We start from the raw sequence: 23,528 nt of genomic DNA, 5'->3' as shown, positions 1-23,528 counted from the left end.
GGCCGTAGGCGCGACGGCAGCGCTGGTGATCTCGCCGCACTACTTCCTGAAGCGAATGACGGAGCCGGCGTTGCTGGCGCATTTCCGCGCGGTCGCCGACGCGAGTCCGTTGCCGGTACTGTTGTACAACATGCCGGCGTATGCCCATCTGGTGCTGAGCCCCACGTTCGTGCACGAGATGGCGCAGCACGAGAACGTGATCGGCATGAAGGACAGTGCGGGCAACCTCCCGGTCTTCACGCAGTACCTCGAGTCGCAGGGGCCGAACTTCCGCGTGCTGACCGGTAGCGGCGCGACGGTGGTGCCGGCGCTGGCGGCGGGCGCGGCGGGCGCCATTTTGGCGATTGCGCTGTACGCCGGCCCGCTCGTGCGGGAGATGGTGAACGCCTTCCGCGCGGGCGACGTGGACAGCGCGACCGCGTTGCAGGCGCGTCTGGCCCCGCTGGCGACGGACATTGCCGGTGCCATGGGCCCGGCTGGCATCAAGGCCGCGCTGGACCTCGTGGGACTGCACGGCGGTGCGCCGCGCAGTCCGCTACTGGCCGCGAACGCCGACGAGCGAGCGATCGTGCGGGCGCGTCTCGAAACAGCGGGGCTGCTGCCGACGTAGTCCGTGGTATGGCAACCCTATTTCTGCTTGGCGCCGCACTGGCTGGCGGACTCGTCCTGATTCCCTTTGGCCTGCCCGGATTGTGGGTGATGCTGGGCGCCGCACTGCTCCACTGGGTGCTGGTGCCGACGGGCGGCATTGGGCTCTGGACGATGGCCGGAGCCGGGGTGCTGGTGGTGGTGGCCGAGGTGCTCGAGGTCACGATCTCGGCGCGCTACACCCGGAAGTACGGTGGCTCCCGCCGTGCGTCGTGGGGAGCGGTCATAGGAGGCTTGGCAGGGGCCGTGGTGGGCATTCCGGTGCCGGTGGTGGGTTCTCTCGTCGGCGCCTTCGCCGGCGCGTTCCTGGGGGCGCTGGTGGCCGAGCTGTCGGTGGCGAGAGGCGAGCGCGGCGCACCGGTGCGCGTGGCCACGGGCGCTTTGGTGGGACGAGTGGTGGCCGCGGCGGCCAAAGTGGGAATCGGCGTGGTTGTGGCCGTGTTGGTCATGGCGGCGGCGGTCGTGGGAAGCTAGATTTCCTCAACGCCCTGCGGATCGTCCGCGGGGCGTTTTTTGTGCGCGGCCGCGGGGCCGCCGGAGACCGACACGCATGTTCGATTCGACGACGCGCACCGTCGTAGTGGTGGGCGCGCAGTGGGGCGATGAAGGGAAGGGCAAGCTGGTGGACGTCCTGGCCGAGAAGGCCGATTGGGTCGTTCGCTATCAAGGCGGCGCCAACGCGGGTCACACCGTGCATATCGGCGACAAATCCTTCATCCTGCACCAGATCCCCAGCGGCATTCTGCATCCTGGCGTACGGTGCGCCATCGGCAATGGCGTGGTCATGGATCCGGAAACGCTGTTCACGGAAGTCGACGAGCTGATCGCCGACGGCGTGGACGTGGAGGGGCGGCTGTACGTCAGTGAGCGCGCCCATCTCGTGATGCCATACCACAAGCTGGTGGACAAGGCGAGCGCGGCCAGCAAGGCGATTGGCACAACCGGTCGGGGCATTGGTCCGGCCTACGAAGACAAGGTCGCGCGCCGTGGTGTGCGCGTGCTCGATCTCCGCAATCCGGCGCGTCTGCGTGAACTCGTGACCGCCGGCGTGGATCGTGCCAATGCGCAGCTCGAGCGCTCGGGATCCGACGTGCGTGCCTCCGTCAGCGAGACCATCGCCGTGCTCGACGCGCTGTCGCCGCGCCTGCTCGGGCTGGCCGAAGACGTGGGGCTGTGCGTGCATCGCGCGATCAAGAGTGGTGCGGCGGTGCTGCTCGAGGGAGCGCAGGGTTCGATGCTGGATATCGACCATGGCACGTATCCCTTCGTGACGTCGAGTAACACGACGGTGGGCGGCGCGGCTACCGGTGTCGGCATTTCACCGATGTCGTTGCAGTGCGCGCTCGGCGTGGTGAAGGCGTACACGACGCGCGTGGGCCACGGCCCGTTGCCGACCGAGTTCGCCGAACCGCTGCAGACACAGGTGCGCACACTCGGTCACGAGTTCGGTGCGACGACGGGCCGCGCCCGTCGCTGCGGCTGGTTCGATGGCGTGGTGGTGCGCTACGCGGCGCGCGTGAATGGTCTCACGGCGCTGGCGATCACCAAGCTCGACGTGCTGGACACGCTCGACGCGTTGATGGTGTGTACTGGCTATCGCATCAACGGGGAAGTGCACACCGAATTCCCGGCCGATCTCCAGCTGCTGGAGCACGCCGAGCCGGTGTACGAGACGATGCCGGGGTGGAACAGTTCCACGCAGGACGCGCGGAAGCTGGAAGACCTGCCGGCCGCGGCACGGGCCTATCTGGATCGTCTCGAGCAGCTGTGCGAGACGCCCATTGCGTACGTGAGCGTGGGAACCCGTCGCGACCAGATCATTGGAGTTCACGCGGTCGTCGCATGACGACGTTCGTAGATGTCGCCATCGTTGGTGCGGGACCGTGCGGCTTGGCAGCGGCGATCGCGGCGATTCGTGGTGGCCTGTCGGTGGCGGTGTTCGATCGCGGCTGCATCGTGCACGGCATCGCGAGCTACCCGACGTACATGACGTTCTTCAGCACGGCTGAGCGCATCGCGATCGGCGGCGTGCCGTTCCTGATCGCGGAGGCCAAACCGACCCGACGTGATGCGCTGGCCTACTACCGAGGGGTAGCGTCGCTGTACGACGTGCCCATTCGGCAGTATGAGACGGTGGAATCGATGCGCCCCGTGCGCCTCGACCCGCCGGCCGGCGAGCCCGCCCCGGAACGGGCGGCGCGGTGGCTGTTGCGCAGCGTAAAGCGCAGTGGTGAAGTGCTGGAAACGGCGGCGCATGCGGTGATCATCGCGACGGGCTACTTTGGCCGTCCGAATTTGCTGCAGGTGCCGGGCGAGTCGTTGCCGCACGTGCGGCACGGGTACGTGGAAGGGCACGAGGCGTGGCGCGAGCCGGTCGTGATCGTGGGCGGTGGCAACTCGGCCGTGGACGCAGCGCTCGACATGTACCGGGCCGGCGCTCACGTGACGATGGTGCACGTGGGGGCTACGCTCGACAACGGCGTGAAACCGTGGGTGCGTCCGGAAATCGAGGCGCGCATTCACGAGGGCAGCATTCAGGCTCACTACGAAAGCCGTGTGATCGCGATCGAGCCGGATGCCGTGGTGGTGGTCGGCCCCGATGGCGAGATGCGCGTGCCGGCCACGCAGGTGTACACGATGACGGGCTATCTGCCGGAAACCGGACTACTGGAGGCGGTGGGCGTGCCGATCGAGCCGGTGAGCGGCATCCCATCGCACAACCCGCTCACGATGGCCACGCCGGTCGCGGGTATCTACCTTGCGGGTGTGATCGCATCCGGGCTCTCGGCGAACCGTATCTTCATCGAAAACGGCCGGGATCACGGTGACCCGATCGTGCGGCATATTCTTTCCTGACTTCAACTCTTCGGTTCCGATGGCTTCCCAACCCGACGTGATGGACAAGCTGGTGTCGCTGTGCAAGCGACGCGGCTTCATCTTCCAGTCCTCCGAGATCTACGGTGGCACGGGCTCGGTGTGGGACTATGGTCCACTCGGTGTCGAACTCAAGAAGAACATCAAGGATCGCTGGTGGAACGCGATGGTGCGTTCGCGCGACGACATCGAAGGACTCGATGCGGCGATCCTGATGCACCCGCGCACGTGGGAAGCGAGCGGCCACGTGGCCGGTTTCGTGGACCCGCTGGTGGACTGCAAGACGTGCAAGGGCCGTTTCCGCGCCGACAAGCTGGAAGACGCGCGTTGCCCGCAGAAGCCGAGCAAGCAGCCGGGCCAGCATGACGCCTGTCAGCTCACGGAAGCGCGCAACTTCAACCTGATGTTCAAGACGTACATGGGCGCGCTCGAGGAGAGCGCGAGCATCGTGTACCTGCGTCCGGAAACGGCGCAGGGCATCTTCGTGAACTTCCTGAACGTGCAGCAGAGCATGCGTCAGAAGGTACCGTTCGGCATCGCGCAGATCGGCAAGGCGTTCCGCAACGAGATCACGCCGGGCAATTTCATTTTCCGCACGCGCGAGTTCGAGCAGATGGAGATGCAGTTCTTCGTCGAGCCGGGCACGGATATGGAGTGGTTCGAGCAGTGGAAGCAGCTCCGCATGGAGTGGCATCTCGCGCTCGGCCTTTCGCCGGAGCGTCTGCAGTTCCATCAGCACGGCGCCGGTGAGCTTGCGCACTATGCGCGTGCGGCGTTCGATGTGACGTTCGACTTCGGCGGCACGCTCGGCTTCCAGGAAATCGAAGGCGTGCACAATCGCGGCGACTTCGATCTCTCGCAGCACCAGCAGTTCTCCGGCAAGAAGCTCGAGTACTACGACCAACAGAACAACAAGCGCTACGTGCCGTACGTGATTGAAACGTCAGTCGGTGCCGATCGCGTCACGCTGGCGGCCTTGGTGAACGCGTATCGCGAAGAATCGGTGGACGGCGAAGACGAAGGCCGCGTGGTGCTGGGGCTGCATGCGTCCATCGCGCCGATCAAGGTCGCGATCTTCCCGCTCACCAAGAAGGACGGTCAGCCGGAGATGGCGAAGAACATCATGAACGACCTGCGCATGGCGTTCCCGATGGACTACGACGAGTCGGGCTCGATCGGCAAGCGCTACCGTCGTCAGGACGAAGTAGGCACGCCGTTCTGCATCACGGTCGACGGTCAGAGCACGTCGGATCAGACCGTCACGGTGCGCGATCGCGATACTCTGGCGCAGGATCGCGTGGACGTGAGTCAGCTCAAGGGCTACCTGGCGGCGAAGCTGGTGGGGTGAGTTCTGCGGACAGATCGTTGGAACTGATCACACACAGGCTGCTGAAAAGATCACGCAAAGAAGCAGAGGTCGCAGAGAACGCAGAGACAAAGATTTTCTCTGTGACCTCTGCGCCTCTGTGACCTCAGCGTGATCGTTTCAGCGTGATCTACTTGCTCGTCGACGTAGCCGTTGACGATGCGTTGCACGCCGTCGATGAGGCGCTCGCCTCCGAAATTGACGAGAAGGCCGACGGGCAGCTTCATGAGTCGGAGATAAGTCAGCAATTGTCGCAGGTGAATGGGCGCCGGGCGTTCGGTGCACTTGAGTTCTACGGGTACTCGCCCTTCGACCAGTATGTCTATCCGGAAGCCGAATTCGATTTTCGTACCCCGGTACTCGAATGGGATCACGAGCTGTCGCTGCACACTTAACCCGCGGCGCCCAAGTTCGGCGGTCAGCAGCTCTTCGTCGGCCGATTCGAACAGGCCCGGGCCCAGGTCGGCGTGGATGTGGATCGAGGCGTCGATGATGTCGGCGGTGATCTGATTGATCGGCGGCATACGGGAATCTTCGGACCGGCCGTCATGGACCCGTCAGCGAGTTGCCATCTCGTGGCCCAGTCTGCAACGTACGGGTGCCGCCTGCACGCGGGCGGCCCTGCGGTGCTCAGCCTCCTCCTTCCCGACCATGCTTCCACTTCGACCTTTCCTGTTTATCACGGCGCTGTCCGTTCCGGCGGCGCTCACACAGCCTCCGCAAAAGGCGCCGACCAAGCCGGCGTCCGCGCCCGCCCGCGTGGTGCCGCTGGCGCCAGTGACGCTGGATTCGACGCTGCTCAAATCATTCCGGTGGCGCAACATCGGCCCGGGTCGCGGCGGCCGATCGATTGCGGCCAGTGGTGTGGTTGGTCGGAAGAACGAGGCGTATTTCGGCGCGGTCGGTGGCGGGCTCTGGAAAACCACTGATGGCGGTGAGAATTGGGCGCCGGTCACGGACGGCCAGATCACGAGTGCGTCGGTCGGTGCGGTGGCGGTGAGCGAGAGCAATCCCGACATCGTGTACATCGGCATGGGTGAGTCGGCGATCCGCGGCAACATCATGCCCGGCGACGGCATCTACAAGAGCACCGACGCCGGCAAGACATGGGCGCACATGGGCTTCCAAACGGTGGACGCGATCTCGAAGATCCGTGTCCATCCCACGAACCCGGACATCGTGTACGCGGCCGTGTTCGGCAAGTACAGCGTGCCGAGCGTCGAGCGTGGTGTGTTCAAGAGCACCGATGGTGGGAAGACGTGGCGGAAGGTGCTGTTCCGCGACGACAAGTCCGGCGCGATCGATATCGCCCTCGACCGCAACAACCCGAGTGTGATGTACGCGGCCATGTGGGAAGCGTACCGCAAGGAATATCAGATGTCGTCGGGCGGACCGGGCTCCGGCCTGTTCAAGAGCACCGACGGTGGCGAGACGTGGGCCGAGCTCACGCGCAACAAGGGACTGCCGTCGGGTCTCGTGGGCCGTATCGGCGTTGCGCTCACGGCGGCGAATTCGAATCGCGTATACGCGCTGATCGAGAACGACAATGGTGGCCTGTTCAAGAGCGACGACGCGGGTGCCACGTGGACGCTGGTGAACAGCGACCGCAACATCCGTCAGCGGGCGTTCTACTACACGCACTTGTTCGCTGATCACAAGAATGCCGACGTCGTGTATGCACAGAATACGTCGCTGTTCCGCTCGGCCGACGCGGGCAACACGCTGACCAGCATCGGCAACGGCACGCACGGCGACCACCATGACCTGTGGATCGATCCGAGCGATCCGACACACCTCGTCGGCGCCAATGACGGCGGTGGCGCGGTCACGACGAACACTGGCGGCAAGTGGACCGAACAGGATTTTCCGACCGAGCAGTGGTACCACGTGATCACGACCAAGCACATCCCGTACCACGTGTGCGGGTCGCAGCAGGACAACAGCACGCTGTGCACGCCGTCGCAGTGGAACTTCGGCCGGCCGAACGGTGCGCAGCAGACGGCGGGCGGTCTGGCGGTGTCGTATCAGGTGGGCGGTGGTGAGCCCGGCTACATCGCGGCCGATCCGCTCGATCCGGACATCTTTTTCTCCGGCACGAACAACGGTGGCTATGTCGACAAGTTCAACAAGAAGACGGGCCTGTCGCGCGAAGTGAATCCGTATCCGTGGTTCTACTCGGGTGAGCCGTCGAAGGACATCAAGGAACGGTGGCAGTGGACGTTCCCGATCCTGTACTCTCCGATCAACCCGAAGATGCTGTTCGTGTCTTCGCAGCGCCTCTGGCGTACGCTCGATGGCGGGCGCACGTGGAAGGTGCTGAGCGGTGACCTCACGCGTCACGCGCCGGAAACGCAGGAGAAGTCCGGTGGACCGATCACGGGCGACATGAACGGTCCCGAGGTGTACGGCGTGATCTTCTCCGTCGGGCCGAGCAAGAAAGACGTGAACGTGATCTGGACCGGTTCCGACGACGGTCTGGTGCACGTGACGCGCAACGGCGGCGTGACGTGGACCAATGTGACCCCGAAGGACATGCCGGATTTCGGTCGTGTCTCGCAGATCGATGCGTCGGCGTTCGACGCGGGCACGATGTACATGTCGGTGCGTCGGCCGCTGCTGAACGATCGCGCGCCGTACATCTTCCGCACGACCGACTACGGCAAGACCTGGACGAAGATCGTGAACGGACTGGGCGCCGAGGACTACGTGCACGCGGTGCGCGAAGATCCGGCACGAAAGGGGCTGTTGTACGCGGCCACGCAGCACGGGGTGTACCTCTCGTACGATGACGGCGCGAACTGGCAGAGCCTCAAACTCAACATGCCCGACACGCCGATCTCCGACCTGGTGGTGGAAGCGAACGACCTCGTGATCGCGACCCATGGTCGCGGCTTCTGGGTGCTCGATAATGTGGCGCCGCTGCGTCAGGCGACGCCGGCGGTGCTGACGGCTGATGCGCATCTGTTTGCGCCGCCGGTCGGCATCCGCTCGAGCGGCGGTGTACCGATGAGCTGGACGTTCAAAACGGCGCCGAAGCGCGCGACATTGTCTATTCTCGATTCCACGGGTGCGGTGCTGCGTGAACTGACCGGTGACACCGCGACGTCGGCGACCGCCGGTGCTCTTGGCCGCCGCCGTGGTACATCGTCGTCGTTCCCGCTGACCGCGGGACTGTCGCGCTTTACCTATGACATGCGCGCCACCGGCATTGAAAGCTTCCCGGGGATGATTCTCTGGGGCGCTGGCACGGCTGGTCCAGCGATTCCGCCGGGTCGCTACACCGTGCGACTCACGGCCGATGGCAAGACGCTGAACGCGCCGATGACCATTGCGCGCAGCCCGCTGTTGCCCGAGGTCACGAATGCCGACCTCCGCGCGCAGTATGCGTTCGGCAAGCAGGTGCGTGACGCGACCAACGAAGCGCAGAAGGCGGTGATCGAGATTCGCCGCGTGAAGGAACAACTGGAGGATCGCCTCAAGCGCAGTCAGGATGCAGCGCTGGCGGAGAAGGGCGGCACGCTCAAGACCAACGCATCGGGTGTGGAAGAACAGGTGTATCAGGTGAAGAATCAGAGCGGACAGGACCCGCTGAATTACCCGATCCGTGTGAACAACCGTCTGGCGAACCTGCTGTCGATGTCGGAGCGTGGGGATGGCCCGCCGGGCACCTACATGCCGGAGATCCTCGCCATCCTCACCAAGGAACTCGGTGGCCACACCACGAAGCTCGAGACCGTGTGGAAGGTTGATCTCTCCGCCGTGAACGCGGAGCTGAAGCGACTCCACCTGCCGGCGCTGGACCCGAAGTGCACGGTTGTGGCGGGCTGCGTGGTGACGCCGTGAAGCCGCGCCTGATCATGTCGGCGCTCGGCGCGCTCGCGCTGTGCACTGGATGCGGACCGAGCCTTGCTACGACTGCAATGAACGCCATGCAGGGCTGTATCGACGTGCGCAATCCGGCGTTCGTGCGCGGAGATGGCGAGCAGGCGTTGGCGATTCCGCTGCCTGTCGCCGTCGATTTACTGGCCAGCCGCACGGCCTACAAGTTCGGCCTGAGGCTTTATCAGCAAGCGGCGGCAGAAGCGGAAACGCAGGCCGAACTCACCTGCGCCCTCGAACTGGGATCGCGGCTCAAGAGTGACGACACGCGCGAGTGGATCGGCACCTTCACACGACATCCGAATGCGCCGGTCGCGAATCTGGCAAAGCGGCTGATGAATTTGCAGTAACGCCGCGGGCGCACAAAGCAGACGGGCCCCGGACGGCGATGTCAAGCCGACCCCGGGGCCCGTCGATTTTCACTCAATGACACATTGGCGCTGCTACGTGGTGTTGGCTCAGCGTTCGATGCGGATACCGATCATGCCCCAGGACTTGTACGCTTCGAACGACGGGTCGTCACCGCCACCACCGCGGTTCTCTCGATCGCCGACGAAGGCGCGGAGCGGGGTGTTGGTGAGGTTGATGAACTCGCCGAAGAGCTTGACATTGTCGCGGATCTTGAAGGAGCCCGAGGCGTCGACCTGCAGGCGCGACTTCGTGCGGGTATCGGCTTCGGGCGTGGTCGGGTTGATCGTCGAGAGGAAGGCGCCGGAATAGTTCGCGCCGGTCCGGAGCGAAATTGGCCCGCGGTCGAAGAAGATGCCGAGGTTGCCGGCGTTGCCCGTCTGTCCGGGGAGCGGTGCGGTCACACCGGTACGACCGAGGCCGGGAATTTTCGCGTCAGATTGCGTGTAGGTGTAGTTCGCGTTGAGCCCGAGTCCGGAGAGCAAGCCCGGGAGGAACGTGAGGTTCTGCTGCCACGCCACTTCGAATCCATACAGGCGTGCAGTCGGACCGTTCACCGGCTGGGTGATCTGCGTCGCGTCGGGGCCGACGGCATCTTCCGGGGTCCGCGGGCGCGCGGTGGAAAAGATGAAGTTCGTCAGGTCCTTCGCGAACGCGCCGGCCGCGACGAAGCCGACGGTGCGGAAGTACCGCTCGACCATGATGTCGTAGCTGATGGCCGTGGTCGCTTCGAGCGCCGGGTTACCGATCGACGCCGTCTGCTGCCCCGCCTGCACATTCACGTACGGCGCCATGTCGCGGAACTGCGGGCGAACGAGAGCGGTGGTTACCGCCGCCTTGATGTTCGTGTACTCGTCGAGGCGGAGGGTTGCGTTGATCGACGGGAACGCATTCGCGTAGCTCGTCGAGCCGAGGGTGTCGGTGACGGGGCGGGCAAGGGCCGTACCGGCGGTGTTGAGCGCCACGATCTTCGCGGTGTTGCTCGTTCGGGTGACTTCGATACGAACACCAGGCACAATATGCAGCTTCCCGACATCGAGCGAAGCCATGACGTAGCCCGCGTACACATCCTCACCAACGGTATACGTACCACCGGCCGAAACCGTCTGCGACGTGAGCGTATTCATCGTAAAGGCGCCCGGGTTCGCGCCGATGAAGTCACGCATTTTCCCAGCGTCGAACGTGCGGCCGAAGTTGTAGTCATCGAGGATCGCCCGACCGCTCGTTTCCGTGGTGAGCGCCGACATCAGCGTGGCGTTGGTGGCACCGAGGGAGTTGGTGCCGACGGCGCTGGTGAATGTCGTGTTCTGGAGCGAGTTGCTGCGGTTCTTGAGGCGCGCCGAAGCGCCGGCCTTGAGCAAGCCGGTGAAGCGGCCGAACGTGACGGGGAGCGAGCCGTTCACCTTCGCGCTTACGTCATCATCCTTCGTGTTGCGGACTTCGCGCACGAGACTGTTGAACGGAAAGCGCGTCGGATCGTCGAACGAACCGACGACGACGTTCGCGCGCGGCTTGTCGGGCGTCTCGAAGTTGTAGCCGAGGGTCATGTTGCTCTGACGGAACGCCATCGTGAGCACGTTGGGACGCTCTTCACGGGCGACTGACGTACCGACGGTCCAGTCGAGCGACTTGCCGCTGGCGGAGAAGTGTTCACCGCCGAACTGCGCCGTGTAGATGTCCTGAATCACCTTGCGCAGGCGGATGTCGCGGTCGAACTGTGAACCGGTGGTAGTACCGGAGTCGGCGCCGACCTGGTTCCAGCGCGAGCCGCTGCCGCCACGGAAGCGGAAGCGCGCACGAGCGCGGACTTCGTCGTCGGAAAACTGGTTCCAGGTGCCACGCAGGAACAGCTTGCTGTTCTGGCCGAGCAGGTAGTCGAGGGTGCCGTTCACACCGTTGCGCAGGCGATTGACCTGCGGATAGTCGCGGAGTTCGAGCAGGTTCGGGGCATCGAGCGACGTGAGCGATGGGGCCACACCGCAGTTGCGGGTCTGTGAGCACCAATCGCCTTCGACGTTCTGTGAAGCGCGGTCATTCCGATAATACGTACCACCGAACATGGCGCCGAACTTTTGTGACTTGCCGAAGCGCTTGCCGGCATTCGCGCCGGCGTTGATGAGCGCGCCGCCACCGAGCTGGTTCTGGCCGCCGGCGATGGTGGCGTTGAGCAGCGGCTGGTTCGCGCGCGCGCTCCGCGTCACGATGTTCACGTTGCCGCCGATGGCGTCGGCATCCATGTCCGGCGTGAGCGTCTTGGAGACCTGGATCTGCGCGGCCTGGTCGGACGGAATCACGTCCATGGGCAACTGGCGGTTGTTCTGCTCGGGGGTGCTGACGCGCATGCCGTTCAGCGACATCGAGTTGAGGTCGGCGCTGGTGCCGCGAATCTGCACGAAGCGGCCTTCACCCTGGTCACGTACCACGGCGATGCCGGGGACGCGCGCCAGTGCTTCCGCCATGTTTGGATCGGGGAGACGTCCGACCAGATCGTTGTCGATGACGCTCGAGATGGTCGGCGACGTGCGCTGCTGATTGAGCGCCGACGCCTGTCCGACCACCGTGCCGCGGACTTCAACAGCCGACAGGCTCGTGACCACATCGGCCAACTTGACGTCGAGCGTCGCCGTCTTGCCATTCTCGACCGTCACGGACTTCGACGCCGGCTGATAGCCGATATACCGGAACGTCAGCGTGCGAGCGCCGGACGGGACGTTGATGGCGCGGTACTTCCCCTGATCGGTGGCGGCCCGGATGTTGGTACCGTCGATCAACACGAGAACGCCTGAGAGCGGGCGTCCATTGGGGCCGGTCACGGTTCCAGTGACGACGCCCTGCGCGCCGAGCGGCGCACCGGCGAGTAACAGACCGAAAGCCATGCTACGAAGCGATAGTTGCATCGAAGTGATCAGTTTGGAGGAAGGCGCTTGCGGACGTCGCGCCAATCGTAGAAGTGGAACGTCTTGTCGGTGGACATCATCACGAGCATTCCTTCAGGAAACGCGGGCGAGAGCGCACGAGCCGTGACCTCGAGGCCGTCGGTTTCCTGTGCCGTCACCGGGATCGTGGCGAGCGTGACATGCGAATGCGGTGCGCCGGCGGCACCCTCGCGGGCGAACAGCTGTATGCGCTGACCTTGCTGATCGGAGATCACGAGGTAGCCGGTCGAATCGCTGGTGGGGTACACGGCGATGCCTTCGTGATCACTCACGAATCCGGTGGTGCCGAAGAGCGCGAGTTCCTTGGCGGCGTCAGCGCGATCGGGATCGACGTGGTACTTCCGGATGCCGACCGTTTCGTCGCTGTAGTAGACGAAGCCCAACTGCTGATCAACGGCGATCGCCTCGATCTCTTTCTTGCCGCTGTACGTGCCGAAGGCGCGCACCCGCTTGGCGGTGAGGGTGCCGTTGCCGACGTCCGTGAGGCGGTATTGCCACAAATAACCGTCAGCCGGTCCGCTCTTTCCGCCCACGATGGCGAACACGGCGCCGTCGCGCGGACGGCGATACATCGCGATCCCCATCGGCGCGCGTGTGGCGTCACCGTCGAACACGGCGATGCCTCCGCCGTCGATGGGCGTCATGTCGGGCAGCCGGAAGATCCGCAGTGACATGGTGCCGCGTTCGGCCGCGACGGCGATATCGATCAGCTTTCCGTTCAACGACACGCCAGTGACGATGTCGACGTTGTTCGGGCGCTCGAGCGGACGCCGCGTGCGGGTGGTGTCGATCTTCCCGTCCAGCGTGAACACGTACAGTCCGCCGGTGCTGTCACCCTTGTCGGTACCGATCACTAGGGAACGGGCCGGATTCAGCGTGTCGATCCAGATTGCCGGGTCATCCGAGTCGTTGAGCACGGCCGCAGTAACGACGACCGGGCGCATCGTGTCGGCGGCCGACGCTCCTGCGGTGGACGAGGGGGGGGCGGGAGTCGCCGAGGACTGGGGTGATTCCCCGCTGCGACAGGCGGCGAGCGAGAGCCCGAGAGTGGCCCAGGCGGCCAACGAGAACGGTTGCACGGAGATGGAGCAGAAGGACGCTGCCCGGCCTCGTGCCGGCAGACTGAAGAGGAGGAAGTTCCCGATACTCGGTGACGTAGAGACGACGAGCTTGTCACGGTTGTGTATCGGCGGCTTTCCGTTCGGCGGCTTTCCTGTGCACGGTCCAGACGTAGCTTTCAAGTATGACTCCCTCTGTGACTCCTTCCACTCAGCCCCGCCCCGTGGCGCTCATTACCGGCGCAACACGAGGTATCGGACACGCCATCGCGCTCCGGCTCGCGCCAAAACATGATCTGATTCTCGTGGCGCGCGACGAGTCGCTGCTGGCGGCGGTTGCCGGTGAGTGCGAGGTACTGGGGTCGCGCGTGCAGTGCATCGCGGCCGATGTGCAGAAGGCGCTGGTCACGGCGCAGCGGCTGACGGACCTTCACGTCGATGTGCTGGTCAACAACGCTGGCGTCGCTGTCATGAAGCCGTTTCTCGAGATGACCGCCGAGGAGTGGCATCGTCAGGTGGACGTCAATGTGAACGCGCTGTATCACGTGACGCGCGCGGTGCTGCCCGGGATGGTGGCGCGCGGTCACGGGCACGTGTGCATCATCGGCAGTATTGCCGGACGCAACACCTTTGTGGGCGGCACCTGCTACACCGGCACGAAGCACTTCGTGATGGGCTTCGCGGAGTCGCTGATGCTGGAGGTGCGGGATGCCGGCGTGGGCGTGTCGGTGATCACGCCGGGCTCGGTGGATACCGACCTGTTCCCCGCCGGCACGGATCGGACGTGGATGCTCGAGCCGAAGAACGTGGCGGATGCTGTCGGATTCGCGATCGAGGCGCCGCCGCATATGCTCGTGCATCGGCTCGAGGTGCGCCCGCTCTCGCCCAAGCGCCCCCGGGCGTCCTGAGGTGAGCGACGCGCGCGAATTGTTGGCGGTGCGCGAGATCGCGCACGCCTTTCTCTTGGCTGATCGTCCGAGTGATGTGCAACAGTTCGCCCTCGATCGGGTCACGCCGATTCTCGGTGCGACGTTCTCGCTGGTGATGGAACTCAGCGACGACGGCGAACTGCTGCGGCCGGTGGCACAGCACGAATGGCCGTCGAAGCATCGGCACTGGATCGGCGCCCTGCGCGTACGTGTCGGTGACGGACCCAGTGGGGTCGCGGTGGCTGAGCGACGGTTGGTGGAAGTCGCGGATCTCCTGGCCGATGAGGCGCTCGGGGTGTGGCACGAGGTGGCCGTGGAGCTCGGATTCCGGTCGATTATCGCCGCACCGATGGAAACAGCAGACGGACCCATCGGCGCCGTCACGTTCTACTTTGCCGATGCCACGCACGTCCGTGAGGAGCAGCGTGCGCTGGTGCGAGTGGTGGCCGATCAGCTGGCGGCAGCGACGGACAAGTCACGGCGCACCGACGCGCTGCGCCGCGCGAACGCGGCGCTGGCCGAGGCGAATGCACAGCTGGAGCGACAGGCTGCGGTATGGAATAGCGCCGAGCGCGCTCGAGACCAGACGGTACACGGCGTGGTGTCGGCGCTACTGACGTTGGCCTCGCCTGACGACACCAGCGACGCGTCGCTGCGCCTGTCGGCTGTGCACGCGTTGGCGGTGGCGGCCCGAGACTACGATCTGGTCACCCGCCATGATTTCTCCGCGGCGATGGCGGATGTGGACCCGCGCGAACCACTGCTTGCGGCGGTCGCGATGTGGCGGGCGCGGGCTCCCATGGTGCCCATCCACGTGGACGAGCCAACGGTGCTCCTGCCCTTGATCCGTGGGGACCTTCCCTGGCTCTCCCGTCTCCTGGAACTCGTGGTGGGGCTGGCGGTACGGTCGGCGTGTGTGGAGGGTGGAACCGTGAATACGGGCGTACGACTGGGGAGTGGCTTCATCGCGCTCCAGGTGGGGTGGCGCGATGCCTCGACCGATACCACGACCGATACCGCAGGGGATCAACCTCGCACAGCGACTCCACGTATACTTGAGGATACCAGGCGGCGTCCGGCGCATGATCCGTTCGCGGGCGTGCGTGGGGCGGTGACGGCGCTCGATCAGTCGCTGGCCACCGTGCTTGCCGGACGTCTAGGCGGCCAGATGCGCGTTGAAGAATCGGCCAATGGGTCGGAAGCTGAAGGCGGATGGACGTTGGTCTTCCCTGTCGAAGCAGAGCTCTGACACGCGGTCGTCGCTCACCCTGTTTTCCCGTTCACTCCGGATCGCCCGTATGCATCAGCAGTCGAATCGCCAATTGCAGGAACGCCTCACGGCGCTGCCCATTGCGGAGGTCATCGCGTTGGCGGCGAGATTTTTCACGCGCCGCAGTGGTGTGTATGCGACGTTCATCGAAAAGCAGGGCCCGGCGCACCTCGTGCTGCGTGGTCAGGGCGGCGAGGAGTTGGTGATCGCGGCGCGCCTCACGGACGCCGGCACCGCGGTGTCGGGTTCGACGTACATGTTCGATCAGCAGGTCGCGCGCTTTCTCGATGCACTGCCGCCGGCACCGCCGATGCCGGTGCTGGTGACCGCTGATGTCGCTTCGTTGCCGGAGGATTCGGCATGACGATGAGCACGACGCATTTCGTGAATTCGCTGCGCGTACGGCCGGAGATCATTCGCCTTGCGAGTGAGCAGGCACCGGTACTGTGGACCGTGCGTGTGCAGGCGGCCGAGGTGTGGGACGCCGTGCGGGTCGAAGCAACGCCTGAAACGCCGGTGCGCGACGTGAAGCAGGCGGCCATGGCGCTGCTGCTCCCCGACGTCGAGCAGATCGACAGCTACATGGTGAAGCTGCATGGCGCCGAAGTGCCGAACGAGGCGCAGTCGCTGCAGTTGGCGGGCGCGCGCAATGCGTCGACGCTGTTCGTCATGGCGCGTCGGCGTCGGCCGGTTCGGTGAGCGAACGGTCGCCAGAGTCGTTGATCGCGGCCGTCCAGCGGCTGCGTGGGGAGATTGCAAAGCGCATTGTTGGTCAGGATGCGGTGGTCGACGAGATTCTGATGGCGCTGGTAGCCGGTGGACACGCGTTGCTGGTCGGTGTGCCCGGGCTCGCAAAAACGCTGATGATCAAGTCGCTTTCGGACGCCCTGCAACTCGAATTCCGCCGCATTCAGTTTACGCCCGATCTCGTGCCGAGCGACATCACGGGCACGGAGATACTCGAAGAAAGCGGTGGCGGTGCACGCGCGTTTCGGTTCGTGCACGGTCCGGTGTTCGCGAACATCGTGCTGGCCGACGAGATCAATCGTGCGCCGCCACGTACCCAGGCGGCGCTGCTGGAGGCGATGCAGGAGCACAGCGTGACGGCTGCTGGCAAGACAATGAAGCTGCCGGAGCCGTTCTTCGTGCTCGCCACACAGAATCCCATTGAGCAGGAAGGCACGTATCCGCTGCCGGAAGCGCAGCTCGATCGCTTTCTCTTCGACATCCGCGTGGAGTATCCCACCGAGGCTGAAGAGATTTCGATTCTGCGCACGACCACCGGCAAACGCGGTGCGCCCATCGAAGCGGTGTTCTCGGCGGAGGATGCGCTGGCATTGCAGCGCCTTGTGCGGGAGTTGCCGTGCAGTGAGCTGGTGCTCACCTATGCGGCCAAGCTCGTACGCGCCACGCGGCCGCAGGAGGCTACGGCGCCGAACATCGTGCGCCAGTACGTGCGATGGGGCGCCGGACCGCGCGCTGGGCAGGCGCTGATTCTCGGGGCGAAGGCGTCGGCTCTGCTGGCCGGACGGGCGGCCGTCTCGCCGGCCGACATTCGGCGTGTCGTGATGCCGGTGCTGCGTCATCGCATTCTGCCGAACTTCGCGGCCGAAGCGGACGGCGTATCGGCGGAACCGATCATCGAGGCGCTGTTGTCGCACGTGGCAGCGCCAGGCAGCGCGCTGCCGGCCTGATCGCACGGCAGCGATGAGCGAGCGATGAGCGCGGATTACGGGCCGCTGCTCGACGCCCTGCGGGGCGTGCGCTGGCCGGCACGGCGCGCTGTCGCGGCAGCGGCGTCGGGCGCGCACCGCTCACGACAACGCGGAACGGCGGGCGAGTTCACGGAGTATCGACTGTATAGACAGGGCGACGATCCGCGGGCGCTCGACTGGAAGCTGCTCGCGCGCAGCGACCGCGCCTTCGTGCGACTCAGTGACGACCGCGCGCTGCTGCCCACGTGGATCGTGCTCGACGGGAGTGCCAGCATGGACTTCCCCGCAGATGGAGCGATGAGCAAGTGGCGACTGGCGTGCGCCGTGGCCGTCGGACTATCGGCGGTCGCGCACGCGTCGGGTGATCCGGTCGGCGTGCTGGCGTTGCACGCCGACGGCGTGTTACGCATGCCGCCGCGCACACGGCGTGGAACCGTGCGCGAGATCGCCCGATCGCTGGATACGTTGCGGGCCGGTGGCACGAGCGCGCTGGCGTCGGCGCTGATGCAGATCCCGGTCACCACGCGCTGCGTGCTCGTGACCGACTGCCTTGGCGATCACGCGGCGACGATCAAGAACGCATCGGTGCTTGCCGCGGGCGGGGCGATGCTGGAGTGCGTGCACATTGTGGCGCGTGAGGAGCTCGCGTTGCCCGAGGGGATCTTTCGTGCGCAGGATCCGGAGGATCCCTCCGTGTGGCGAGTGACCAGCACCGACGTGCGGACCGGATACGCAATGCAATTCGAGGCGTTTCGCGCGCAGGTGCGCGATCAATGGCGTGCGCTCGGCGCGGGCTACACCGAAGTTTCGACCGACGTGGCAGCGGCTCGTGCCGTGCGCGCCGTCGTGGCAGGGCTGGCGGTTACGTGAGTCACGTCAGGAGCATGTCATGATCGGCTTCGCCACTCCCTGGATTCTTGGCGTCGCGTTGGTGGCAGCACTGACGATCACGGCGTTGCACTTTCTTTCGGTGCGGCAACCGCGCGTGATGCTGTTGCCTACGGCGCGATTCGTTCCGGAGCGTGATGCGCGCGCCGTGGCGCGCCAGGCGAAGCCCAGTGACTTGCTGTTGCTTTCGTTGCGCGTGATCGCGTTGCTGGCCGTCGGCGGCGCGCTGGCGGGTGCGCGCTGCGGTGCGTCGGGTGCAGTTGTCGCGTCGATCATCGTGATCGACGCGACGCTGCGCGCGGATTCGGCGGCGCTGGTCGCGCGCGCGGTGACGGCGACTGCAGTGGCGAGCGTCGCGGCCACGGGCGATGCATCCGTGCCTACGGTGTTGTGGGTGAACGGCGTCACGAACGATCCCGGGGTCGCGATAGCGGCGGCGATCCGTGAATCGGCGCGACAGGCGCAGACGAATCCGTCGTTGGCTGAGCTGTCACTCGCGGTGGTCATGCCGGCATCTGTGCGTTCACGCGAAGGCTGGGATGCATGGCGTGGCCAGTGGCCAGCGCGCATTCAGATGGTACCTATCGCGAACGCCGCTGCGGCCGACACGAGCGCCCCGTCGTCGGCGCCGGCAATGGTCCGAGTGGTTGGTACTCGTGCCGCCGTTGGAACGGCAAGTGGAACGGATGTGGTCGAAGCGGCCTTCGCGCTGCGCGGCGCGATCGCGGCACGCGGCGCTGTTCCTGATGGCGCGGAGGTGGTCGTGCAGCGCACGGGCACTCGTGTCGCAGATCGCGCGCCGGTTGTGGTGCAGTGGCCGCCGAACGGCGTGCCCACTGGTTGGCAAGTGGCGCCAGTGATGGACTCCGTTGGCGCCGTCACGGCCGCGGGAATCGCGCTGGTGGCACCATGGGTGCGCACGGCCCTGCCGCCGCCGCTCTCGGATAGCGTGCGAGCGATAGCGTGGTGGAGCGATGGCATAGCGGTGGCGGTCGAGCGCACGCGTGGCACATCATGTGTGCGCGAGGTCGCTCTTGCCGTGGCCGCGGGGAGTGACCTGTTGCTCTCACCGGCGGCTGATGGGCTGTTGCGTGTACTGCGGGCACCGTGCGAGGTGCGTGGCGTAGCGGCTCCGCGCGCGAACGCAAACGCGACTGCGAGTAACTATGCATCGGCCGGTCGTTTTCGCGAGGCCGGGGCAATGTCGCGCGCCACGCGACCCGAGTGGCTGGCCACGGCGTTGTTGGCGCTGGCGCTGGTGGCGCTACTGGCCGAGCAGATCGTTCGACGCGGCTCGACGCACATGGCGGCGGGATCGACGACATCATGAACGATACGACGATCCTCTCGCGGGTAGCTGGCGTTCGTCGCGTGCTTGTGCGCGTGGTGTACACACGGGCCACGTTGCTCGCCTGCGGCGTGGCGCTCTCGGCGTGGCTGGTGGTTGACGGCGTGCGGCTCGCCTGTGGTGGCGACTCGCTTGCGTCAGAACGCAGCACCGGCATCGTACTGGTTTTCGCACTGCTCGTGTTCTGGTCGCTGGCGCGACGCCAGACGCGCGACATCAACGATGTTCGCGCGGCGTTGTGGATCGAAGAACGCGATACCGGCGCGCGTCCGGCGAGCTTCGCGTTGGTGACGCTGATCGAGGCACTGGTCGGGCTGCGGTCGTTGGCGACAGGTGTGTCAACCGTAGACCCGTCGGCGCGGTCGACTGCCGAGAGTCCGCTGTTGCAGGCGTCGGCGAATGCGGTGCTCGTGCGCACAGATGTACCGCGTGCGCTACGGCGTTCGGCGAGAAACCAGTTGCTCGGGCCGGCGCTGTTCCTGGCTGGTGCGCTCACTGTGCTGGTGGTCGGTGCGCTGGTGCGATCCGGCCCCGGCGCTATTGCGGGCTCGGTATTGCGCGCGGTGAGCGGCGACAGCGCCTTGCTTACGCCCATCCCGCCGCTCGGTTCATGGCAGGTACGTGTCGATGCGCCGGCGTACATGCGTCGGGCGCCGCAGCAGTTCGGGAACGTGCAAAACGCATCGGCTGTGCGCGGCAGCATGGTACAGTTGCGCGGCCCGGGCCCGATTCCCGAGCAGGTGATCGAGCGTATCGTGGGTGATGCGGCTGACACGTTGGCGGCGGCGCGTCGCGAGCGCGCCTTGCTCCCCACGACGAACGGCGACGGTTGGCAGGTGCGTACCGTGGCGACCGATGGACCGGTCACCATTCAGCTGGCCCGTGGCGGTCGTGCACGGTTATTTGTGATCGAAGGTCGTGCCGACTCGATACCGGCCGTGGCGCTGCTGCAGCCGACACGCGACAGCGTTTTTCGCACGCCAGAGGGGTCGCTGGCGTTGGTGGCCTCGGCACGTGACGATATCGGGCTCACGAATGCGCGTTTCGAACTCATCGTAAGCTCGGGCGAGGGCGAGCGCTTCACGGCGCGCACGGTGCAGATGGGTGAACGCCGCTTCGTGGGCGACCGAGCTGGGACGATTCGTGCCACGATGGATCTCGCCGCGCTCGAGTTGGTCGCGGGTGACATCGTGCATGTCCGCGCGATCGCGCGTGATGCGTATCCGGCGTCGAACCGCGAGTACGGCAGCAGCGAAACGCGCTCGTTCCGTATTGCGCGTGCCGCCGAGTACGATTCGGTGGCGGTCGAGCCGGCGCCACCGCCGGAAGTGGACAAATCGCTGCTCAGTCAGCGCATGCTGTTGATGCTGACCGAAAAACTCGAGAAACAAAGGCCGAGGCTGGAACGCAAGACGCTGATGAGCGAGGCGAGCAAAATCGGTCGTGATCAGGCCCGATTGCGACGTGCTGTCGGTGATCTCGTGTTTCAGCGATTGAGTGGCGACGTGAGTGGGGAGCACGCACACACGGTGGGCGACGGGCATGATCACGGTGTGGAGCAGCAGCAGGGTAAGCTGGCGCTGTCTGGTGGCAATGCGGGCGGCGTGCTCGAAGAAGGTGATGACTCACCCGTCATCTCGATCAACCAGCCGCTGCTCGAAGCGTACAACGCGATGTGGGACGCCGGCCGTGAGCTCGAGCAGGGCGAGCCGAAGGCCGCCATTCCACATATGCGGCTCGCACTGGCGGCTATCGAACGGGCCCGTTCGGCGGAACGGCTGTATCTGCGCGGCAAACCGCCCACGGTGATCATCGACATCGCCAAGGTGCGCCTCGCCGGCAAGGACACCGGTGTTACGAACCTTCGGCGCGAACGTGAAGGGCCGCCGTCGCGCGAAGCACGTCGTGCGGCCCGATTGATCGTTGCCGCGCAGTTGGTGGCGGGCGATGTGCTGGCGGCTCGCGATTCGCTCGCCGTGCTGCGCGTGGAAGCGCTGGGCGATTCACCGGCATTTGCGGCGGCCGTGGCAACGGTACTCGCGGTGATGGACCGCAATGGCGACGCCACCGAGGCGTTCGTGGGTGCACGCCGGGTGCTTGGTGGTGTGGTGCGCACCGATGCTGGCGCGTGGTCACGCGGTATTCCGCGATGAGCGACTCCACGCGTGCCGCGATGCGCGACGCGACGGCGATGGACCCGTTCGTGTTTGCGACCGCGCAGTACGAGTCGGGTGACTGGGATTCGGCACCGATGCTCCCGGCCAACGTGATCGATTCGGTCGCCCGCTACACGTCGCTGCCGGTTCGGCCACAGGGCGTCTCCGTGCCGTTGTCGAGTGAGGCCGTGTTCGCGTATCCGCTGCTCTATCTCACGGGCCACTTACCGGTGCGCTTCACTACGCGTGAGGCTAATGTGCTGCGCAAGTATCTCGTGCGCGGTGGGCTGCTGTTCGTGGACGACCACAACCACGATGTGGACGGCGCGTTTCACAAGACGGTGCGTGAAGAGATCCGCCGGGTGGCCGGTCCATTGGTGCCGCTGCCGAATACGCACGAACTCTATCGCAGCTTCTTCGTGTTCGAGAATGGGCCGCCCACTACGTCGCACGAGATGAACGGGTGGGGCGACAACCTCGTGCATGAACAGCTCGATGCGGTGTTGCGCAACGGCCGCATCTCCGTGTTGTACAGCAGCAAGGACTACAGTTCGGAGTGGAGTTTCCATCCCGACAACAAGCGCTTCCTCTCGGTGGACAACACCAGGTTCGCGGTGAATCTCGTGGTCTACGCACTGACTCGATGACGACGACGAAACCGAACCGTCCGCGGTCCATGCTCGAGCGCGCGCTGCGAACTGTCGCGTGGCTCGGGTTGGCTACTGCGATGTATCTCGCGAGCCGACCGGCCGGGCCACGCGACCGGCGGGCAAGCGTGCTGCGATGGTCCGCGAGTGATCTGGCCGACAGCAGCGCTACGGTGCTGACCACGGCGTTAGTGCGCGAAATCATTTCCGCGTCGGGCGACACGCAACCACGCCGCGTGAACGTAGAGCTCACGGCCGTGCCCAGCCAACGGGCCCGGGCCATGCTGGGCGCGGTGGTTGGCGCCGATGTCTCCGTGAACTGGATCGATCGCACTCAGGCTTCCGGCCTGGCCCTGTCCGCCACGGCCGTTGCCGGTCCATCGGGCGCGGTCGATGTCCGCGTGGTAGGCGCGCCATCGTCGTTGCTGCTGGTGCTTCGTGATGCCGGTGGGACGCTTGATTCCATCCCGAACACGCGGGTGGCGGCGTGGCGGCTGGCCAGCGTGTCGCCGCCGCTTCGAGCGGCTATTGGCGCGTCGGAGGCCCGCGTGCCCACCCGCCTTCCGGCGTTCACACGACGCGTGATGCTGATGGCGCAGCCGGGATGGGAATCGAAGTTCGTCACCGCCGCCCTCGAGGAAGCGGGGTGGCACATTGACGGCCGCTATCGCGTGTCGCCGCGCGCGGCGGTCACGCTGGGCGCACCGGGGCGCGTCGACACCGCGCGTTACGCCGTGGTGGTGCTGCTGGACAGCGTGGCGGTCGATGCCGTGGCGATCCGGCGCTTCGTGCAGCAGGGCGGGGGCGTGGTGCTCGGCGGCGATGCGCTACGCATTCCGGCATTGGCGGCGATCAGCCCTGTGCGAGTGACCATGGTTCGTGGTGCGGTGGCCGGCGCGCTGTTGACGGATACCCCGCAGCGTGGTCTCGAAGCCTGGGAGCTGGTGGCGAACCGCGGTGCGTTCGTCGTGCGGTCGGACGATTCGGACCACGGGCATGCGGAACCAGCGCTGGTCGCGCAGCGCATCGGCGCGGGGCGCGTGGTGGCCAGTGCGTATCGCAACAGTTGGCGCTGGCGCATGGAAGGGACCGACGACGGTGCCGCCGAGCATCGCGCGTGGTGGGGGAGCGTGTTGGCACTGGCGGCCGGTGTGCCGGCGATGGCGGATGATGCGGTGGTCGACGCCTACCCAGGCAACGCCGCCCCGTATGCCGACCTGGTGGCCCGCGTCGGTTTGCCAGTCTCGGTCGACGGGATGACCGCTGCGCCGGCAGCGCGTGCTCTCTCGGCGTTCGATCAACTGATGGATCGACTGCGGGCGGCTCCTGGCCTCCTGTTCATGGTGATCGCGATGGCGTTGCTGGGCGAGTGGGCCTCGCGGCGGCTGCGCGGTAATCGATGAGTT

At 65.8% G+C, this 23,528-nt stretch carries 20 protein-coding genes; 17 read left to right on the top strand and 3 right to left on the bottom strand.

All coding sequences use genetic code 11. The annotated features are described in order from the left end of the window. From ACESNG_RS01805 to ACESNG_RS01785, 5 genes are all read left to right on the top strand, one after another. Nucleotides 1-610, top strand: a 610-nt coding sequence (locus ACESNG_RS01805; protein ID WP_373067489.1) for a dihydrodipicolinate synthase family protein, incomplete at its 5' end; no start/stop codon positions are given. A gap of 8 nt (nt 611-618) precedes the next feature. After that, the gene (locus ACESNG_RS01800) at nt 619-1,122 is read left to right on the top strand and encodes a DUF456 family protein (RefSeq protein WP_373067487.1); all 504 of its coding nucleotides are present in this window, start codon (nt 619-621) and stop codon (nt 1,120-1,122) included. A 76-nt stretch (nt 1,123-1,198) separates the two neighbouring features. After that, a complete protein-coding gene (locus tag ACESNG_RS01795) occupies nt 1,199-2,494 on the top strand; it encodes an adenylosuccinate synthase (protein ID WP_373058236.1) in 1,296 nt (431 codons plus the stop codon). Beyond that, the gene (locus ACESNG_RS01790) at nt 2,491-3,504 is read left to right on the top strand and encodes a YpdA family putative bacillithiol disulfide reductase (RefSeq protein ID WP_373058238.1); all 1,014 of its coding nucleotides are present in this window, start codon (nt 2,491-2,493) and stop codon (nt 3,502-3,504) included. The genes ACESNG_RS01795 and ACESNG_RS01790 overlap by 4 nt, the downstream gene beginning before the upstream one ends. Nucleotides 3,505-3,523: 19 nt before the next feature. Further along, nucleotides 3,524-4,870 (top strand): glycine--tRNA ligase, encoded by a 1,347-nt coding sequence (locus ACESNG_RS01785; protein ID WP_373058240.1) that lies wholly within the window; start codon nt 3,524-3,526, stop codon nt 4,868-4,870. A 50-nt stretch (nt 4,871-4,920) separates the two neighbouring features. Here the strand turns inward: ACESNG_RS01785 and ACESNG_RS01780 are convergent, their stop codons facing one another. Beyond that, nucleotides 4,921-5,412 carry a GxxExxY protein gene (locus tag ACESNG_RS01780; protein ID WP_373067484.1) on the bottom strand — a complete coding sequence of 164 codons (492 nt, stop codon included), beginning with the start codon at nt 5,410-5,412 and terminating at the stop codon, nt 4,921-4,923. A gap of 127 nt (nt 5,413-5,539) precedes the next feature. Here ACESNG_RS01780 and ACESNG_RS01775 point away from each other — a divergent pair, with 127 nt between their 5' ends. Further along, nucleotides 5,540-8,731: a WD40/YVTN/BNR-like repeat-containing protein gene (locus tag ACESNG_RS01775; protein ID WP_373067481.1), complete on the top strand. Its 3,192-nt coding sequence runs from the start codon at nt 5,540-5,542 to the stop codon at nt 8,729-8,731. Between the two features lie 14 nt (nt 8,732-8,745). After that, nucleotides 8,746-9,117 (top strand): hypothetical protein, encoded by a 372-nt coding sequence (locus ACESNG_RS01770; RefSeq protein WP_373067479.1) that lies wholly within the window; start codon nt 8,746-8,748, stop codon nt 9,115-9,117. Between the two features lie 108 nt (nt 9,118-9,225). Here ACESNG_RS01770 and ACESNG_RS01765 read toward each other — a convergent pair whose 3' ends face one another. Both ACESNG_RS01765 and ACESNG_RS01760 read right to left on the bottom strand, forming a co-directional pair. After that, entirely contained in the window at nt 9,226-12,051 is a 2,826-nt protein-coding gene (locus ACESNG_RS01765) for a TonB-dependent receptor (RefSeq protein WP_373058248.1), read from the bottom strand. Between the two features lie 29 nt (nt 12,052-12,080). Continuing rightward, nucleotides 12,081-13,055 (bottom strand): phytase, encoded by a 975-nt coding sequence (locus ACESNG_RS01760; RefSeq protein WP_373067476.1) that lies wholly within the window; start codon nt 13,053-13,055, stop codon nt 12,081-12,083. A gap of 311 nt (nt 13,056-13,366) precedes the next feature. Between ACESNG_RS01760 and ACESNG_RS01755 the strand changes: the two genes are divergently transcribed. The 10 genes from ACESNG_RS01755 to ACESNG_RS01710 are packed head-to-tail and all read left to right on the top strand — an operon-like array spanning nt 13,367 to nt 23,525. Continuing rightward, on the top strand, nt 13,367-14,077 hold the full coding sequence (locus ACESNG_RS01755) for an SDR family oxidoreductase (protein WP_373058252.1): 711 nt from the start codon (nt 13,367-13,369) through the stop codon (nt 14,075-14,077). 1 nt (nt 14,078) lies between these two features. Then, on the top strand, nt 14,079-15,347 hold the full coding sequence (locus tag ACESNG_RS01750; protein WP_373058254.1) for a GAF domain-containing protein: 1,269 nt from the start codon (nt 14,079-14,081) through the stop codon (nt 15,345-15,347). A 49-nt stretch (nt 15,348-15,396) separates the two neighbouring features. Then, nucleotides 15,397-15,732, top strand: coding sequence for a hypothetical protein (locus tag ACESNG_RS01745; protein WP_373058256.1), 336 nt, complete (start codon nt 15,397-15,399; stop codon nt 15,730-15,732). Further along, on the top strand, nt 15,729-16,067 hold the full coding sequence (locus tag ACESNG_RS01740; RefSeq protein WP_373067474.1) for a hypothetical protein: 339 nt from the start codon (nt 15,729-15,731) through the stop codon (nt 16,065-16,067). Before ACESNG_RS01745 ends, ACESNG_RS01740 begins: the two co-directional genes overlap by 4 nt. Continuing rightward, the gene (locus ACESNG_RS01735; RefSeq protein ID WP_373067472.1) at nt 16,064-17,062 is read left to right on the top strand and encodes an AAA family ATPase; all 999 of its coding nucleotides are present in this window, start codon (nt 16,064-16,066) and stop codon (nt 17,060-17,062) included. Before ACESNG_RS01740 ends, ACESNG_RS01735 begins: the two co-directional genes overlap by 4 nt. Nucleotides 17,063-17,086: 24 nt before the next feature. Next, nucleotides 17,087-17,953, top strand: coding sequence for a DUF58 domain-containing protein (locus ACESNG_RS01730; protein ID WP_373058262.1), 867 nt, complete (start codon nt 17,087-17,089; stop codon nt 17,951-17,953). A gap of 19 nt (nt 17,954-17,972) precedes the next feature. Continuing rightward, nucleotides 17,973-19,301 (top strand): BatA domain-containing protein, encoded by a 1,329-nt coding sequence (locus ACESNG_RS01725; protein ID WP_373058264.1) that lies wholly within the window; start codon nt 17,973-17,975, stop codon nt 19,299-19,301. Then, the gene (locus ACESNG_RS01720; RefSeq protein WP_373058266.1) at nt 19,298-21,472 is read left to right on the top strand and encodes a hypothetical protein; all 2,175 of its coding nucleotides are present in this window, start codon (nt 19,298-19,300) and stop codon (nt 21,470-21,472) included. The genes ACESNG_RS01725 and ACESNG_RS01720 overlap by 4 nt, the downstream gene beginning before the upstream one ends. Beyond that, nucleotides 21,469-22,122 carry a DUF4159 domain-containing protein gene (locus ACESNG_RS01715; RefSeq protein ID WP_373058268.1) on the top strand — a complete coding sequence of 218 codons (654 nt, stop codon included), beginning with the start codon at nt 21,469-21,471 and terminating at the stop codon, nt 22,120-22,122. The genes ACESNG_RS01720 and ACESNG_RS01715 overlap by 4 nt, the downstream gene beginning before the upstream one ends. Then, nucleotides 22,119-23,525, top strand: a complete 1,407-nt coding sequence (locus ACESNG_RS01710) for a hypothetical protein (protein WP_373067469.1) — start codon at nt 22,119-22,121, stop codon at nt 23,523-23,525. The genes ACESNG_RS01715 and ACESNG_RS01710 overlap by 4 nt, the downstream gene beginning before the upstream one ends. Nucleotides 23,526-23,528 lie beyond the last annotated feature (3 nt).

The organism is Gemmatimonas sp. (genome assembly GCF_041689975.1).
Lineage (GTDB): Bacteria > Gemmatimonadota > Gemmatimonadetes > Gemmatimonadales > Gemmatimonadaceae > Gemmatimonas.
The sequence above is the reverse complement of the archived record's forward strand: the minus strand, read 5'-3'. Positions and strand labels throughout refer to the sequence as shown.

Coding starts and splice junctions, on each gene's coding strand:
- ACESNG_RS01710 (WP_373067469.1), top strand. CDS start 22,119: ATGACGACGACGAAACCGAACCGTCCGCGGTCCATGCTCGAGCGCGCG.
- ACESNG_RS01790 (WP_373058238.1), top strand. CDS start 2,491: ATGACGACGTTCGTAGATGTCGCCATCGTTGGTGCGGGACCGTGCGGC.
- ACESNG_RS01740 (WP_373067474.1), top strand. CDS start 15,729: ATGACGATGAGCACGACGCATTTCGTGAATTCGCTGCGCGTACGGCCG.
- ACESNG_RS01715 (WP_373058268.1), top strand. CDS start 21,469: ATGAGCGACTCCACGCGTGCCGCGATGCGCGACGCGACGGCGATGGAC.
- ACESNG_RS01725 (WP_373058264.1), top strand. CDS start 17,973: ATGATCGGCTTCGCCACTCCCTGGATTCTTGGCGTCGCGTTGGTGGCA.
- ACESNG_RS01785 (WP_373058240.1), top strand. CDS start 3,524: ATGGCTTCCCAACCCGACGTGATGGACAAGCTGGTGTCGCTGTGCAAG.
- ACESNG_RS01720 (WP_373058266.1), top strand. CDS start 19,298: ATGAACGATACGACGATCCTCTCGCGGGTAGCTGGCGTTCGTCGCGTG.
- ACESNG_RS01780 (WP_373067484.1), bottom strand. CDS start 5,412: ATGCCGCCGATCAATCAGATCACCGCCGACATCATCGACGCCTCGATC.
- ACESNG_RS01745 (WP_373058256.1), top strand. CDS start 15,397: ATGCATCAGCAGTCGAATCGCCAATTGCAGGAACGCCTCACGGCGCTG.
- ACESNG_RS01765 (WP_373058248.1), bottom strand. CDS start 12,051: ATGGCTTTCGGTCTGTTACTCGCCGGTGCGCCGCTCGGCGCGCAGGGC.
- ACESNG_RS01770 (WP_373067479.1), top strand. CDS start 8,746: ATGTCGGCGCTCGGCGCGCTCGCGCTGTGCACTGGATGCGGACCGAGC.
- ACESNG_RS01800 (WP_373067487.1), top strand. CDS start 619: ATGGCAACCCTATTTCTGCTTGGCGCCGCACTGGCTGGCGGACTCGTC.
- ACESNG_RS01760 (WP_373067476.1), bottom strand. CDS start 13,055: ATGCGCCCGGTCGTCGTTACTGCGGCCGTGCTCAACGACTCGGATGAC.
- ACESNG_RS01775 (WP_373067481.1), top strand. CDS start 5,540: ATGCTTCCACTTCGACCTTTCCTGTTTATCACGGCGCTGTCCGTTCCG.
- ACESNG_RS01795 (WP_373058236.1), top strand. CDS start 1,199: ATGTTCGATTCGACGACGCGCACCGTCGTAGTGGTGGGCGCGCAGTGG.
- ACESNG_RS01730 (WP_373058262.1), top strand. CDS start 17,087: ATGAGCGCGGATTACGGGCCGCTGCTCGACGCCCTGCGGGGCGTGCGC.